General features: G+C 67.0%; 16 protein-coding genes. 9 read left to right on the forward strand and 7 right to left on the reverse strand.

The annotated features are described in order from the left end of the window. Nucleotides 1-45 precede the first annotated feature (45 nt). Nucleotides 46-1,764 carry a M1 family metallopeptidase gene (locus HBF32_RS03835; RefSeq protein ID WP_205287691.1) on the reverse strand — a complete coding sequence of 573 codons (1,719 nt, stop codon included), beginning with the start codon at nucleotides 1,762-1,764 and terminating at the stop codon, nucleotides 46-48. A 226-nt stretch (nucleotides 1,765-1,990) separates the two neighbouring features. On the opposite strand from HBF32_RS03835, the gene HBF32_RS03840 reads away from it, so the two are divergent. Further along, nucleotides 1,991-2,287: a BufA1 family periplasmic bufferin-type metallophore gene (locus HBF32_RS03840; RefSeq protein WP_166698300.1), complete on the forward strand. Its 297-nt coding sequence runs from the start codon at nucleotides 1,991-1,993 to the stop codon at nucleotides 2,285-2,287. Here the strand turns inward: HBF32_RS03840 and HBF32_RS03845 are convergent. Beyond that, the gene (locus HBF32_RS03845; RefSeq protein ID WP_166698301.1) at nucleotides 2,274-3,530 is read right to left on the reverse strand and encodes a hypothetical protein; all 1,257 of its coding nucleotides are present in this window, start codon (nucleotides 3,528-3,530) and stop codon (nucleotides 2,274-2,276) included. The two genes, HBF32_RS03840 and HBF32_RS03845, sit on opposite strands and share 14 nt — an antisense overlap. Nucleotides 3,531-3,697: 167 nt before the next feature. Between HBF32_RS03845 and HBF32_RS03850 the strand changes: the two genes are divergently transcribed. Both HBF32_RS03850 and HBF32_RS03855 read left to right on the forward strand, forming a co-directional pair. After that, nucleotides 3,698-4,051 carry a twin-arginine translocation signal domain-containing protein gene (locus HBF32_RS03850; RefSeq protein WP_166698302.1) on the forward strand — a complete coding sequence of 118 codons (354 nt, stop codon included), beginning with the start codon at nucleotides 3,698-3,700 and terminating at the stop codon, nucleotides 4,049-4,051. Between the two features lie 2 nt (nucleotides 4,052-4,053). After that, complete coding sequence (locus HBF32_RS03855) at nucleotides 4,054-4,887, forward strand: alpha/beta fold hydrolase (RefSeq protein ID WP_166700418.1); 834 nt, start codon at nucleotides 4,054-4,056, stop codon at nucleotides 4,885-4,887. 82 nt (nucleotides 4,888-4,969) lie between these two features. Here the strand turns inward: HBF32_RS03855 and HBF32_RS03860 are convergent, their stop codons facing one another. The 3 genes from HBF32_RS03860 to HBF32_RS03870 are packed head-to-tail and all read right to left on the reverse strand — an operon-like array spanning nucleotide 4,970 to nucleotide 6,310. Then, nucleotides 4,970-5,398 carry a universal stress protein gene (locus HBF32_RS03860; protein WP_166698303.1) on the reverse strand — a complete coding sequence of 143 codons (429 nt, stop codon included), beginning with the start codon at nucleotides 5,396-5,398 and terminating at the stop codon, nucleotides 4,970-4,972. Nucleotides 5,399-5,408: 10 nt separating this feature from the next. After that, the gene (locus HBF32_RS03865) at nucleotides 5,409-5,846 is read right to left on the reverse strand and encodes a universal stress protein (RefSeq protein ID WP_166698304.1); all 438 of its coding nucleotides are present in this window, start codon (nucleotides 5,844-5,846) and stop codon (nucleotides 5,409-5,411) included. A gap of 26 nt (nucleotides 5,847-5,872) precedes the next feature. Continuing rightward, nucleotides 5,873-6,310: a CBS domain-containing protein gene (locus HBF32_RS03870; RefSeq protein WP_166698305.1), complete on the reverse strand. Its 438-nt coding sequence runs from the start codon at nucleotides 6,308-6,310 to the stop codon at nucleotides 5,873-5,875. A gap of 151 nt (nucleotides 6,311-6,461) precedes the next feature. Here HBF32_RS03870 and HBF32_RS03875 point away from each other — a divergent pair, with 151 nt between their 5' ends. Genes HBF32_RS03875 through HBF32_RS19585 form a run of 3 tightly spaced genes read left to right on the forward strand, consistent with a single transcriptional unit; the run spans nucleotide 6,462 to nucleotide 9,383 of the window. After that, nucleotides 6,462-7,400, forward strand: a complete 939-nt coding sequence (locus HBF32_RS03875) for a universal stress protein (protein ID WP_166698306.1) — start codon at nucleotides 6,462-6,464, stop codon at nucleotides 7,398-7,400. Nucleotides 7,401-7,411: 11 nt separating this feature from the next. Continuing rightward, complete coding sequence (locus HBF32_RS03880; protein ID WP_166698307.1) at nucleotides 7,412-7,984, forward strand: GNAT family N-acetyltransferase; 573 nt, start codon at nucleotides 7,412-7,414, stop codon at nucleotides 7,982-7,984. 16 nt (nucleotides 7,985-8,000) lie between these two features. Continuing rightward, on the forward strand, nucleotides 8,001-9,383 hold the full coding sequence (locus HBF32_RS19585) for an MBL fold metallo-hydrolase (protein WP_166698308.1): 1,383 nt from the start codon (nucleotides 8,001-8,003) through the stop codon (nucleotides 9,381-9,383). A 15-nt stretch (nucleotides 9,384-9,398) separates the two neighbouring features. Here the strand turns inward: HBF32_RS19585 and HBF32_RS03890 are convergent, their stop codons facing one another. Then, entirely contained in the window at nucleotides 9,399-10,292 is an 894-nt protein-coding gene (locus HBF32_RS03890) for a universal stress protein (RefSeq protein ID WP_166698309.1), read from the reverse strand. Between the two features lie 179 nt (nucleotides 10,293-10,471). Here HBF32_RS03890 and HBF32_RS03895 point away from each other — a divergent pair, with 179 nt between their 5' ends. The 3 genes from HBF32_RS03895 (at nucleotide 10,472) to HBF32_RS03905 (ending at nucleotide 12,977) form a co-directional block, all read left to right on the forward strand. Further along, nucleotides 10,472-11,083: a universal stress protein gene (locus tag HBF32_RS03895; protein WP_166698310.1), complete on the forward strand. Its 612-nt coding sequence runs from the start codon at nucleotides 10,472-10,474 to the stop codon at nucleotides 11,081-11,083. A gap of 66 nt (nucleotides 11,084-11,149) precedes the next feature. After that, a complete protein-coding gene (locus tag HBF32_RS03900; protein ID WP_166698311.1) occupies nucleotides 11,150-12,040 on the forward strand; it encodes a universal stress protein in 891 nt (296 codons plus the stop codon). Nucleotides 12,041-12,056: 16 nt separating this feature from the next. Beyond that, nucleotides 12,057-12,977, forward strand: coding sequence for a universal stress protein (locus HBF32_RS03905; protein WP_166698312.1), 921 nt, complete (start codon nucleotides 12,057-12,059; stop codon nucleotides 12,975-12,977). Here HBF32_RS03905 and HBF32_RS03910 read toward each other — a convergent pair. Then, nucleotides 12,925-13,308, reverse strand: coding sequence for a universal stress protein (locus HBF32_RS03910; RefSeq protein ID WP_205287692.1), 384 nt, complete (start codon nucleotides 13,306-13,308; stop codon nucleotides 12,925-12,927). The two genes, HBF32_RS03905 and HBF32_RS03910, sit on opposite strands and share 53 nt — an antisense overlap. Between the last annotated feature and the right edge of the window lie 36 nt (nucleotides 13,309-13,344).

Here is a 13,344-nt window from a genome sequence, read left to right on the forward strand (position 1 = left end):
ACGAGGGAACGAACGGCTCGAATTACAGGGGTTACCCGCAATTTTTTATCGGTTCTTGCCCCGGTGCTGCCTGGCGTATTCACCATAGGCTTCCATGCCCACGTCGCGCCGGAGCAGCTTCGAGTCCGGGTCCACCACGTACAAGGTGTTCTCGGCCGGTAGCGTGACGTCGCCCTTGCCGTCGGCCATGGGCAGGGTCACCACGCGGTCGCCGACCTTCACGTCCACCGGGAGCGGGAAGGGGCCGTTGCCCGGCACGCGCCAGCTCAGGTGCAGCAGCGTGCCATCCTGCTTTACCTGCAGTTCGGGCAGTGCCGCCTGATACAGGTACACGTTGAAGAACCAGCCCATGTCCTTGCCGGTGACCTTGTCGACGATGTCGATGAACTCCTTCGTGGTGCCGTAACGCGGGGCGAAATTGCCCGGCAGCGGGTTCTCGGTGCCGTAGACCATCAGGCGAACCGAGCGGTAGAAGGCGTCGTCGCCTATGAGGTTACGCAGGGTGTGCAGCATCAGCGCACCCTTGTTGTAGATGTCCTGGCCGGGGCCACCGCGATCGTCGTTGTAGACGTCCTCCTCGCGACGCGGCGTGCCCGAGACGATGGCATGGCGATTGGCGAGGATGCTGCGCAGGCGCATGAGGCTCGCGAAATAGGCCTGCTTGCCACCGATGGATTCGGCGTAGAGCGGCTGCATGTAGGTCGCGAAGGCCTCGTGGATCCACATGTCGTCCCAGTTGACGTTGGTCACCTGGTTGCCGAACCACTCGTGCGAGAGTTCGTGCTGCAGCAGGTCGTCATAGCCATAAGGCGTCTTCGCGTAGTTGTTGCCATACGCGTTCACCGTCTGGTGTTCCATGCCCTTGTACGGGGTTTCCACGACGCCCATCTTTTCCGAGCGGAACGGGTAGGGGCCGATGGTTCCCTCGAGGAAATCGAGCATGTGCGGGAACTCGGCGAAAAGCGTGCGTGCCTTGGCCTCGTCGTCCACGTACCAGTAGTGCATCGGATAGGAGTCGCCGAAGCGGCTCTTATAGGTGGCCGTCAGTTCGCGGTATGGCCCGATGTTCAGCGAGATGCCGTAGGTGCTCACTTCATGCGCACGCCAGTGATAGGTGCGCATGCCGTCCTTTTCTTCCATGCCGATGGCCACGCCGTTGCCCACGGCCACCAGCGGTGCCGGCACGGTGACGTGCTCGTCCACCAGCTTTGGCCGGCCCGTGGGATGGTCGATGCACGGCCAGAAGATGTCGCAGCCTTCGCCTTCCACCGCCGAAGCGATCCAGGGCTGACCGCTGGGGGTGGTCGACCAGACCATGCCGCCGTCCCACGGCGGCTTGACCGCCGTATGCGGCCGGCCGTGGTAGATCACGCGCACCGCCGTCGTCGCGCCGGTGTCCAGCGGATGCGGAAGGTCGATGTCCAGATGGCCGTCCGTATTGCGATAGGCCGAGGCGGCCACACGCTGGCCATCCACTTCCACCGCGTCGATCGGCAGGTTCCTGTCGAGGTCGAGCACCACGCGCTTGAGTGGCGATTTCAGCCGGAAGGTGAGGGTGGCATCGCCTTCGAGGCGACGGGCTTCCGGGTCCACCTTGAAGTGCAGGTCGGCGTGTTCGAACGACACCGCCTGTTGCTCGGGCGTCAGCGGCGCGCCGGAGTTGGTGGTGAAGTCCGTCAGCGGCGGCGGCGCGGGCGGGGCGGACGGCGCGCATGCCACGGCGCTCAGCGCGAGGCAGATGGCCAGCGGAAGGGGATATCGCATGGTGGGGATGGTCCTGGCGGGCGGCGCAAACCTCCGACCATAGGAAGCCGGGCGACTGGAACGCATGTGCCGATAGTCAGGTCCCGAAAGAGGGAAAAACGGTCGAATCCACAGGACCATGACGGCCTGGGGCGAGGGCATCCGATCGCTTCGTGTAACCGGAGCACCTCCCGCGGCGAACACTCCAGCGCCGGGCTGTCTACCGGCGCCAACTCGCAGGGGATCCATGAACAACCGTCACATCACCGCCCTCGCCATGACGCTTGCCTTCGCGGCAGGCATGGCCCATGCCGAAGACCAGGCAAAGAAGCCCGAGGTCAAGGCCTCCGTCGAAAAGTGCTGGGGCGTGGCGAAAGCCGGCCAGAACGATTGCTCGGCCGGCCCGGGCACCATCTGTGCGGGCACGGCGAAGGCCGACTACCAGAAGAATGCCTGGGTCAACGTGCCTGGCGGTACCTGCACGTCGATCAAGACGCCGAGGGGGCACGGAACCCTGACGCAGCTCGACCCTAAACGGTCGTAACGCGATATTTGGAAAGGTCGAGAGCCAGGTAGTCGGTCAGCAGGTTGGCAACGTCCGTCCAGCCCAGGGCTCTCACCTTGCCGATGAGGCTGGGGTTATTCTGGACGATCCCGGCCTTTTCCATCCAATCGGTGCTTTGGGAAACCAGGGTATCGATCAGGTAAGACTCCAGGTCGAACTCGTCGAACTCGTCCTTTTCGATCTGGCTCTCGTCCATTTCGAATTCTTCCGAGTCGTGGGCACCGATCCAGGCGGCATCGACGAGGTTGCCCGACACGATGTCCTGCGCGCCCTTGTCACGGCCTTTTTCGCGCTGGTCCTGCTTCCATCGGGTCCACTGCGGCAGGGTGGTAAACGAACGATAGTTGGCCTGGCGTTCTTTTTCGTTCTTGCGCGCAAGTTGGTCGTCCGGTTGCTCGGGCCCTTCTTCCGTCGCCTGCGGTGCCGCGTTGGCGAGGACACCGAAGTTTGCCCAGACCTGGTCTCGTTTGACGTATTCGGTGGACTTGCGTTTGGCCTTCTTGGACTGATTCGAATCGCTTTCGAGATTGATCTTGACGTTCTGGACGACGACGGGTTCCTCGCGATCGTCCACCCATGCTTGACCGTCGAGCCGCTGCGGGATCATGCGCATATCGAGTGAGGTGGGAATGGCATTCTGCGCGCTAGTGAGACCGTCGTTGCGCCCATAGTTGGCCGACACTTCGAGGTCCACGACGACACCCCTCGTCAGCAACGCTTCCACGTGCGCATCGAAAGGAATCATCTGGGCGTTGGCGTCCGTCGAGATCGGCACCATGTTCCTGGCGTCCGCCGGACCGCCGAACTTGTGATTCAGCAGGTGTCCGTCCTTGAAGGCGATGGCTTCCTGCTCGGCTTTGAGCTTCTGCCACAAGGGCGTGTTTACCGTCTCCCTCTTCCCCGTGTGGATCCCGTTCGGGAGAGCCAGCGGTCTGGCAAGCATCCGCTTGGGGACGGTGAAGGCACCGACTTTCGCGCTGGTGAAGCTCGGGGCTACAGGAACGCTCGTCAGTACCGACTTCGCATAGTTCTGCACGCGTTGGATGGGAGCGTCGGTCATGGCGCGAAGCTGCCGCCGCTGCGCCGACATGCGCGGGCTGCCGTCGATGAAGTTCCCGAGCGAGGCAGCCCGGCCGGTTCCCCCTCGTTCTGCCGTCGAATCGATATGCGCGGCTGGCTGTCCAAACCGGAGAGGGTCTTGCTCGCTTGACGATCGCTTCATGTTCGCCTCATGACGAAGACAAGGGGCCGAATGGGGCCCGGGTGCGCCTCTGTCGACATCTTCCACGAAAATCGGGAGGTTTGACAAATGGCTGCCATGGGGCGTTTGGATCGTGACAGTGAATTGCGCTGCCGCCATACTCGTTGGGTCAATGGCAGGGGCAACTCATGAATCGTCGCGATCTCCTCAAGGGCTTCACGGTGGCTACCGGTGCACTGACCCTCGCAGGTCGCGGCATGGCGTATGCCGACAAGGCGAATGCTTTCGATCACGAGGCCTTCCAGGAAGCATGGCGCACCGTGCTGCTTTACTCCGACTTGGCGACGCCTGGCAAACGGCGTCCTGGCCGTACTCGTGGGGCCCGTGGCCGCATTCGCATCGACCATCGTGGCGTTCACGCGAGCAACACGGCCGAGGCGGAGCTGGGCTTCCTGGCGGACGGCTTTTCCATGGCTCCGGGAGAGCTGGTGACCACGCGGACCCGTATCGACGACCGGCGCCCGCCGGCAGGGAATGCGTGACGATGCAGTCCGGTGCCTTCCGCGACGATGACCTGACACATCTGCAAGCTCACGGTATTCCCGCGCTTCCCGTACCGGCCGCGAGCGGCTACGCCGTGAACGAAAACGCCCGCATCTGGTACGCCAGCTTCGGCGCCGGCCCGCCGGTCGTCTTGCTGCACGGCGGGCTTGGGAATGCGGGCAACTGGGGGTATCAGGTTCCCGCCCTGGTCGAGGCGGGATATACGGCGATCGTGATCGACAGTCGCGGCCAGGGCCGCTCCACCCGCGATGCACGACCTTATACGTACGAGCTGATGGCGTCGGACACGCGAGCCGTCATGGATGCGCTTGGCGTCGCCAGGGCCGCCTTCGTCGGCTGGAGCGACGGGGCCGATATCGCGCTGGTCCTGTCGCGCGAAACGCCGGAGCGTTCCGCCGGCGTGTTCTTCTTCGCGTGCAATGTCGACGGCACGGGGACAAAGCCGTTCCAGCCGTCCGCCGTGATCGATCGCATCTACGCCCGGCATGTCGAGGACTATGCGTCCCTCTCGCCCGTCGCCGGCGGGTTCGAGGCCATGCGTGACGACCTCGGCGTGATGCAGGCCGGACAGCCTGACTTCGGCCCCGGGCAATTGGCGGACATCTCGGTTCCACTTTGGAGCGTCCTGGGCGAGCACGACGAATTCATCGAGCGCGAGCATGCCGAATACATCGCACGCAGCGTCCCCGGTGCACGCTTTGTCCTTCTCTCCGGTGTGAGCCATTTCGCCCCGCTGCAGCGGCCCGGATATTTCAATGGCGCGATGCTGGAATTCCTGGGGCATTGCACCGCGAAGCGGAAAATCCGGACATGAGAGATGTCGCCGGATAGAATGATGGCGCAGCGTCGGAAACTCGAGGGACTGAAGCAGCCCTCGGGCGCGGTGCCTGATGTCCTTAGGGACAGACCAGCACCGGCACCTCTCCGTTCATGAGGACGTTGCGGGCGACGTCGTGCAGGAAGGCGCGCGGATGGTCCTTTCCCCGGCCCGGCACCACCACCATGTCGCACCCGTGCGCGTTGGCCCTTGCCACGACGACGGTATCGGGGCGACGGTCGAACGTGTACTCCGTGGACACGTCGACGCCAGCGGCTTTCCCCGCCTGTTTCGCGGCGTCGAGCAAGGCCCGCGCATGGGAGGTGACCCGCGTGAAACAGACATTTCCCTCGAGGTAGTCGGCCAGCAGGTTGACCGAGGGAAGCGGGGAGATGACGTTCAATGCGTACACGTGGCTTCCCAGCGCCGCCGCCGCGTCCATGCACACGTGCACGGCCCTGTCCGATGCGGCGGAGCCGTCGACGAGAATGAGGATGCGTTCGAACACAGGATGTCTCCTAAGGGCAGACCAGGACGGGAACGTCGCTCGCGAGGAGCACCTGTTCCGTCTGGCTTCCGAGGACGAGCCGCTTCAGGCCATGCTTGCCGTGGGTCGCCATCACGATGAGATCGCAGCCATGGCGATCGGCGAATTCCACGATCGCGCGGCTGGGCGAGGTGTGTTCTGTTTCCGCGGCGCTACAGCGCACGCCCATGCCGATCGCCAGGGCCTCGACTTCGCCAAGGTGCGTCGCGTGGATCCGCTGCGCCTCGACGGCCCTGTCGATCTCCGCCACCGCCGCTTCGCCGCCGCGATGGGCATGCGAGGGCGCGGACCGGGTCACATGCAGTACGGAGAGCGTGGCGCCGCACCGCCTGGCTAGCTCGACGGCCACGCGGGCCGCGCGCAGCGACAGGGGCGTACAGTCGGTGGGCAGCAGGATGTGCTTGAACATGGTCACCTCGATGTTTGCTGTCTTGCTTAGGTATAGGGGCGATCGGTAAGCGCATCCGGCGCCAGCGCCTTCGCGAGCTGCCCGAGCAATTCGGTCACCGCGGCGGTCACGTCGGTAGCCGAAACCATGCCGGCCAGTTGGCCGCGGTCGCCGACCAGTGGAAGGTGCGCGATGCCTCCGCCCGCCATGGCCCGGACGACATCCGTGAGCGAGGCGTCCTCGCTACAGACGATGGCGGGCGTGGACATGATCGCGGCGGCGGTCATGTGGACGAAATCCACGCCGGGTGCCAACGCCCGCAACACGAGGTCCCGCTCCGAAATCACGCCGATCGGTTTCATGTTCGCGTCCACGACGACCAGGCACATCACCTGGTGCTTCTGCATCACGCGGGCGAGTTCGGCGACGGGCGTGACACCGCTCACCACGGGGACATGCTGCCGGCCTATCTCGATCGCTTTCATGGCTTCGCCTCGTCTTTTGACCTTCAGCATCGGCTGTCGTCGCGGCGGCATCTTGACCGGGATCAATGCGGCACGAGGTTGATCTGCGTCAATGGCGCCAACCGCCGTTGGCCCTACAACAAGGCTCCAGCACGAATGGAAGGTGACGGCGATGGGCGAGAGCATGTATCCGCAGGATCCGGCCGATGCGTTGAACTGGCGCCAGCCCGACGAGAGCGAGAAGAAGAGCGATGTGGACCCGATGGCTTCGCTTCGCGACATCGCCGTCGTCCTCGCGCAGCTGACCGGCGACATGTCGGCGATCACGCTGGCGGGCAGTCTCGCGCGCCGGGCCGGTGCCAACCTCCACCTGCTGCAGATGCTCGCGATGCCGGTGGAGGCCACCGACGCGTGGGCGCTGATTCCCGATCCCTCGCTCGTCCAGCGGTATGCGGACATCCGGACCCAGGCCACGCGCCAGGCGCGCGAGATGGAACACCGCTTGTCGGCCATGCGCGTACGGGGCGAGGTGAGAACGCTGGAAGCGCTCTGCTCGGCGCCGCCCGCGATGGCGGCCGCGGCGGCACGCCGCACGGATCTTTGCGTGCTGGGTCGTCCGGGCGACTCGCCCTCCGAAGTCTCCATGGCCCATGCGTACTTCGCCGGATTGCTCCTGGAATCCGGCCGTCCGGTACTGGTCGTTCCCGAAGGAACCGCGGCGCGCCTGCCGCCACGGCATGCCGTGGTGGCCTGGGCGGACAGTGCCGAGGCGGCGCGTGCCGTGCACGACGCCCTGCCGTTCCTGGAAGCGTCGGAAGCCGTCGACGTGGTCATTGTCGATGCGCCGAAGGCGGCACTGGAGACGGCCGGGCGATCGGTCGAAGGACTCCTGGCACACCTTCGCGAACATGGCGTTCGTGCCGAACTGACCACCTGCTCGTCGGGCCACGGGCCCGTCAGCCGCGCCTTGCTGGACCAGGCACACCGCAAACAGGCCCAGCTCATCGTCGCCGGCGGATACGGCCATGGACGCGTGCGCGAATGGGCCGTGGGCGGCACCACCCGCGAGCTCTTCCTCGAATCGCCGGTTCCCGTCCTTTTTTCCCACTAGGAGACGCCGCCATGCCGAGATCGTCCACGACGTCCACGCCACCCGCGGACAAACACGATTTTCCCGCCATCGAAGGGGATCACTGGATCGAGGCGCTCGACGATGGCACGCCTGTGCTGATCCGCCCCCTGCGGCCCGAGGATCGCCGCCGGGAGGAGGCATTCATCCGGCGCTTGTCCGCCGCTTCCCGACGCAACCGGTTCCTTGGCGAGATCCGCGAGGCGTCGCCTGGCCTGCTCGACCAGCTCATGAAGGTGGATTACAAGCACGCCATGGCCTTCGTGGCGCTTGCCCACGACAACGGCGAATTGCGCGAAGTGGGTATAAGCCGCTATGCGGGCGACAAGGACGGCACGCGTTGCGAATGCGCGGTGACGGTCGCCGACGACTGGCGGCATCGCGGCCTCGCCGTTCTTCTCATGCGCCACCTCATCGAAATGGCGCGACACGAGGGCTTCAAGTCCATGTACTCGAGGGACCTGGCCGAGAACAAGGACATGCGCGAACTCGCGAGCTTCCTGGGATTCAGGCGCACCCGCGATCCCGACGACGCATGCCTGGTGATCCACAGCCTGCAGCTCTGAAGCCCGCGGAGGCCTCGTGATCGTCTACACCTGCCACGGTGCCGCGCGCGGCGTCACCGGCTCCTGTCACCTCGTGCAATGCGGCGACAGCCGGATCCTCGTCGACTGCGGCTTGTTCCAGGGCGGACGCGAGGCCAGCGAGGCGAACGCGCGCGGGTTCGCCTTCGACCCGCGGTCCATCGATGCCGTCCTGCTCACGCATGCGCACCTCGATCATTGCGGGCGCTTGCCCAGGCTGGTTCGCGACGGTTTCGCCGGCCCCGTGCTGGCCACCGCCGCGACGCGCGACCTGGCGCGCATCGTGCTCATGGACGCCGCGTCGCTCCAGGAACAGGAGGCACGGCGCGCGGTCGCGAGGGGCGACGTCCAGGCCGAGCCGTTCTCCACCATCGCCGACGCGTTCCAGGCGATGGAGGCCTTCGATCGCGTCGTCGGCTATGCGCAGGCGATCGACATCGCACCGGGGATTCGTGCGACGTTCCTCGATGCGGGACATATCCTGGGCTCCGCCAGCATCCTCCTGGAGCTGGACGACGGTGCGAATCGCCGGCGGATGATCTTCTCCGGCGATCTCGGCCATCACGGCAGCGGCATGATGCGCGAACTCGCGCCGGCCCCCGAGGCCGACTTCGTGGTGATGGAGACCACCTATGGAGACCGCCCGCACCGCGATTTCGCGGACACGGAAAAGGAGTTCCTCGATGCCGTGGCGACCACGTTGCGCCGCCACGGCAACGTGGTCATCCCCACGTTCGCCCTGGAGCGCGCCCAGGAAATCCTCTACTGCCTGCATCGCGGCATACGTGCGGGGGCGATACCGGCAGGCACGCCGGTGTTCCTCGATTCGCCGATGGCGATTTCGGCCACGGAAGTCTTCCGGCGCCATCCCGAGGGACTCAGCGACGGATTCCGCGCGCTGCTGCGCCGCGAGGATCCCTTCGACACGCCGCGCGTGCGCTTTACCCGCAGCGTGGACGAATCGATGGCGATCAACACGATCGAAGGCGGCGCGATCATCCTCGCCGGGTCCGGCATGTGCACGGGAGGCCGCGTGATTCACCATCTCCTGCACAACCTGGAGCGCGATCGCGCGGGCGTCGTTTTCGTGGGCTACGCGGCGGAGGGGACCCTGGCGAGGAAGATCATCGACGGCCAGAAGCGGGTACGCGTCGGTCGTCACGATGTCGCCGTGCGTGCGCATGTCTGGACGATCAACGGGTTTTCGGCGCATGCGGGGCAGCCCGAACTCCTCGCATGGCTGGGCGGCTCACCGCGGCGGCAGGTCCTGCTCGTGCATGGCGAGGAGCATGGCGGCATGCAGGTCATGGCGCAGTTCCTGCGTTCGCGCGGCGTGACGGTCGCGTGCCCCGCCCAGGATTCGCCGTGCCGGCTTGCATAGCCGGCGGCCGGTGCATCAGTGGTAGAGGAGGGTGGCGATGTCGCCGTGCGTCAGGACATGGCGCGTGGCGCCGCCGAAGAGCTTCTCCCGCAATGGCGTATGCCCATACGCTCCCATCACGAGCAGGTCGGCCTTGAACTGGTGGGCTTTCTTCAGGATGGTGGCACCCGCTTCCGCCGGCGACGCGTGCACGCGCCGCCGGGTCGCCTCGATGCCCTGACGCGCGAGGAAAGCCATGGGCTCGAAGCCAGGAGCATCCGCGTTCCCGTCCCGGGGCGCACAGCCGTCGAGGAGCAGGACATCCTGGGCCGCCGCGACGAGGGGCAGCGCCGCGCGGATCGCACGAATGGCGGGACGGCTGCCGTCCCACGCGAGGACGACACGGTCGAACACGCCACTCGGCGCGCAGATGGCCGGGAGCACGAGGCATGGCAAGCCCGTTCCCATCAACAGGATTCCCAGTCCGTCGAGCGGGTCGGCATGCGGGTCGGTCGGCCGTTGGACGACGATCAGGTCGTGCCATGCGCTCAACATCGCGAGGGTGTGGGCGGTGTCGTTACCCATGACCGCCCACTGCGGGCCGCGGGCACCCGCGGAAATAGCCAGACGAACGAACGCGTCGCCGGCGCCGCCGATATGCAGGTCTTCCCGGCGTTGGGCGGAAGGCGCCACTTCCAGCAGCGCGGCGACGGTGGCGTCGGCACGGAACGCGCGGCCGCCGAGAAACGCCGGCGAGGTCGCACACCCGGTCACGGAGCCGCCTTCGCGCCCAGCCAGGCGGCTGGCGACGTAGGCCGCGCCGTCGCGCGGTCCGGCGACGATGGCCAGCACGTCGCCCACGGCCGGCAGGCAGGTGGGTGCCTGCGGGGAAGCCGTGCTGGGCGAGGGCGAAGGCGTGGTCGTGTTCATGGTCGTTCCTGTCACGGGTCGATGGACCGGTTGTACCGGATCCGCACGGGGGCGATTTGATGCCGGTCAAGTGCATGCCGTTCCCGCGGCGGCCCTTCCGTACTTGATGACGATCAACATGCGTCGCGGGTTTCGGCGCAATGGTTCGGACAGTCGTTCATCCGCACACCGGAGAAGCCATGGACACCAAGCCGTCGCTCCCCTATCGATCGCTCCTGCGCCCGGGCCTGACCGAGGGCGAGGTGCCCGATGAACTCGTTCCGTCGAACCAGGCCGCGCGGCTGCTGTGCCTGACCTGCGCGAAGACCGTGCCGCGAAGCGACATGTCCGGTCGATGCGCGCCGCCGTTCACGCGGATCCTCATAGCGACCGACGGTTCGACCCTCGGGAACGACGCGGCCGCGCTGGGTGTGTCGCTGGCCCAGCTCGCGGTCGTTCCGGTGGTGTTCCTGCACGCCGCCATGCCATGGCGGGGTGGGCGGTGGCTGGCCCGTCTTTTCGCGAACGCCGAGGTGTCCGTCGATCCGGGGTGTGCCGCGCTGGCCGAATGCAATCTCGACCGCGCTCGCTCGCTCGCCATGAATGCCGGCGTCCGCTTCGAGACACGGCTGGCTTTCGATCCGCATCCGGACCGCGCCATCCTGCAATGCGTGGCGGATACCGGTTGCGACCTGATCGTGATGGGTTCCCGCACCGGCCATCTTTCGCGCCGCGTCAGCGCGCGCGCGACGGTGCCGGTGCTGACCTGTCAGAACGGCTGGGGCGGGGAGGCCGCCCACGCGCTTGCTTGATCTGCATCAACGCGACCGCTTGCGGAAGGCCTACAAGGAAGACTCCTTCACCAAGGGAAAGCCCCCATGTCCGCCCCCGCCAGCCAAACGACGGCCCGCCACCTGGCGAACTCCCCCTGGCGCGAGATCGCCGTCGCATTGACCCAGACCCGAAGCGATGCCGTCGCGCTCGAATTCGCCGGCGCGGTGGCGCGGCAGTTCGACGCCAGGCTGGAGGTGCTGCACCTCCTGATGATGCCCGCACCGATGATCGATCCGTGGGCGATGATTCCCGACCCGAGCTTTCCGCAGATCTACGAAGACCTCCGGGACGCGGCGCGCGCAAGCGCCGCGACCACGCGGAAGTCCATCGCCGCGATGGGCGTGCCGGGCGACGTGCGCGTCCTGGAAGCGCTGTGCGTCGAACCGAGCAGCCTGGCGGCCAGTGCCGCGCGCTACTGCGACCTGGTCGTCCTGGCGCGTCCCGAGGAGGGGCAGGCGGAAGTGGCGGTAGCCCACAGCTATTTCGCGACGCTCCTGCACGAGTCGGGTCGTCCCGTGCTGGTCGTGCCGCCGAACAACCTGCTGCCGTACCCGCCCAATCGCGCACTCGTGGCATGGTCGGACACGGCCGAATCCGCGCGTGCCTTGCAGGCCGCGCTGCCGTTGCTGGAGAAGTGCGAGCGTGTCGACGTCCTGCTCGTCGATCCGGTGGCCAACCTGCTGGAAGCACGCGACGACCGCGGGACCGGCGTCCTGCGGCACCTCCGCCGGCATGGCGTGGCGGCGCACCTCGATACCTGCAAGTCGCGGGGGCGCTCCGTGGGCGAAGCGATCATGGAACACGCGCGGCACGTTTCCGCGGGCCTGATCGTCGCCGGGGGCTACGGCCATGGGAAGGTCCGCGAATGGGTCATCGGCGGGACCACCCGCGACCTGTTCTTCCAGGCCCAGGTGCCCGTGCTGTTCGCCCACTGATGTCGGGACGCCCGCGATGCAGACTTCGACGAAGGTTCCTACCGCATCGGCGAACGACGGGACATCGCGTCCCGCCGGGGCACCGGTCGACGCCTTCACTGGCGTCCTCTCGCTGCTCGGCCAGGATCCGCACGACGCCGTCGTGCTCGAAGCCGCGGCGCACCTTGTCCCGGGGACCACACGGTGGCGCGCGCTCCTGCCTGTTCCGCTTCCCGAGCACGTGCCGTGTCCATGGGGAGAGTCGCCCCTCAGCGCCCTCGCCACGGACCACCTGGCACGCCGGACGGACGCTGAGGCGCATCTGGAATCGTTGCGCCGGTCGATGGCGCGCCTGCACACGCACGTCGAATGCGAAAGGGCCGAGTGTCCGGAACGGCAACTCGCCGCCTCGGTCCTGCGACATGCGCGGGGCGCAGGGCTGGTCGTGGCTGGCGTTCCCACCGACGGCGGGCCCGCGCAGCCGATGGCGGCCAGTTGGTTCGTGCCGCTGCTGATCCGCGGCGGGCGGCCGGTCGTCGTCGTGCCACGAGGTGCCAGCCTCGCCCGGCGGCCGCGACAGGTCCTGGTGGCCTGGAGCGACACGGCGGAGGCCGCACGGGCCCTGCACGAGGCATTGCGGTGGTTGCCGAAGGACTGCCGGCTGCGCGTGGTCACGGCGACGGATGCCAGGGAGGCACGCGTCGTCAGCGAGAGCATGCTGGGGGCGTCCTCGCTCATCGCCCACCTGGAGCGCCACGAGCGGACGGCCAGCTTCGAGGTGCTCGATCGTCGCGGCGTACCCGTCGAGGACGCCTTGCTCGGCGAGGCGCGCGACATGTCGGCGGACCTTGTCGTCATGGGGGCCTATGGTCACAGCCGGGCAGCAGAGTATGTCTTCGGGGGCGTCACCCGTGCGCTGTTGCACCGATCGCGGGTACCGCTGCTCCTGGCGCATTGACCAGGACCAGGTCGCAATGGTGCGCGGTGGCCGCTTCGCGCACGATCATCCGCGCATCGCGTCCGAAAGCGTAACGGCACACACACGGCACACCCGCGAGGTTCGCCATCCGGCGCATGCGGCGGAAGAGGCGTTCGCCGGCATCGATGGCTGACTGCGAACCCGGCCCGTCCGGGAAGGGGGGCGCCTCGTCCGGCAGCGTGACGACGAACAGCACCGTTACACGGGCGCCGATACAGGCCGCCGTGCGGACACCCAGCGCGGCGGCGCGGTGGGCGCTGGCGCGCCGGTCGATCGCGACGAGCAGATGAGGAAACAAGGCCGCACCCATGAAGTGGAAGCAGGCCTATCGGACCGCGTACGGGGC

Source organism: Luteibacter yeojuensis (assembly GCF_011742875.1).
GTDB lineage: Bacteria > Pseudomonadota > Gammaproteobacteria > Xanthomonadales > Rhodanobacteraceae > Luteibacter > Luteibacter yeojuensis.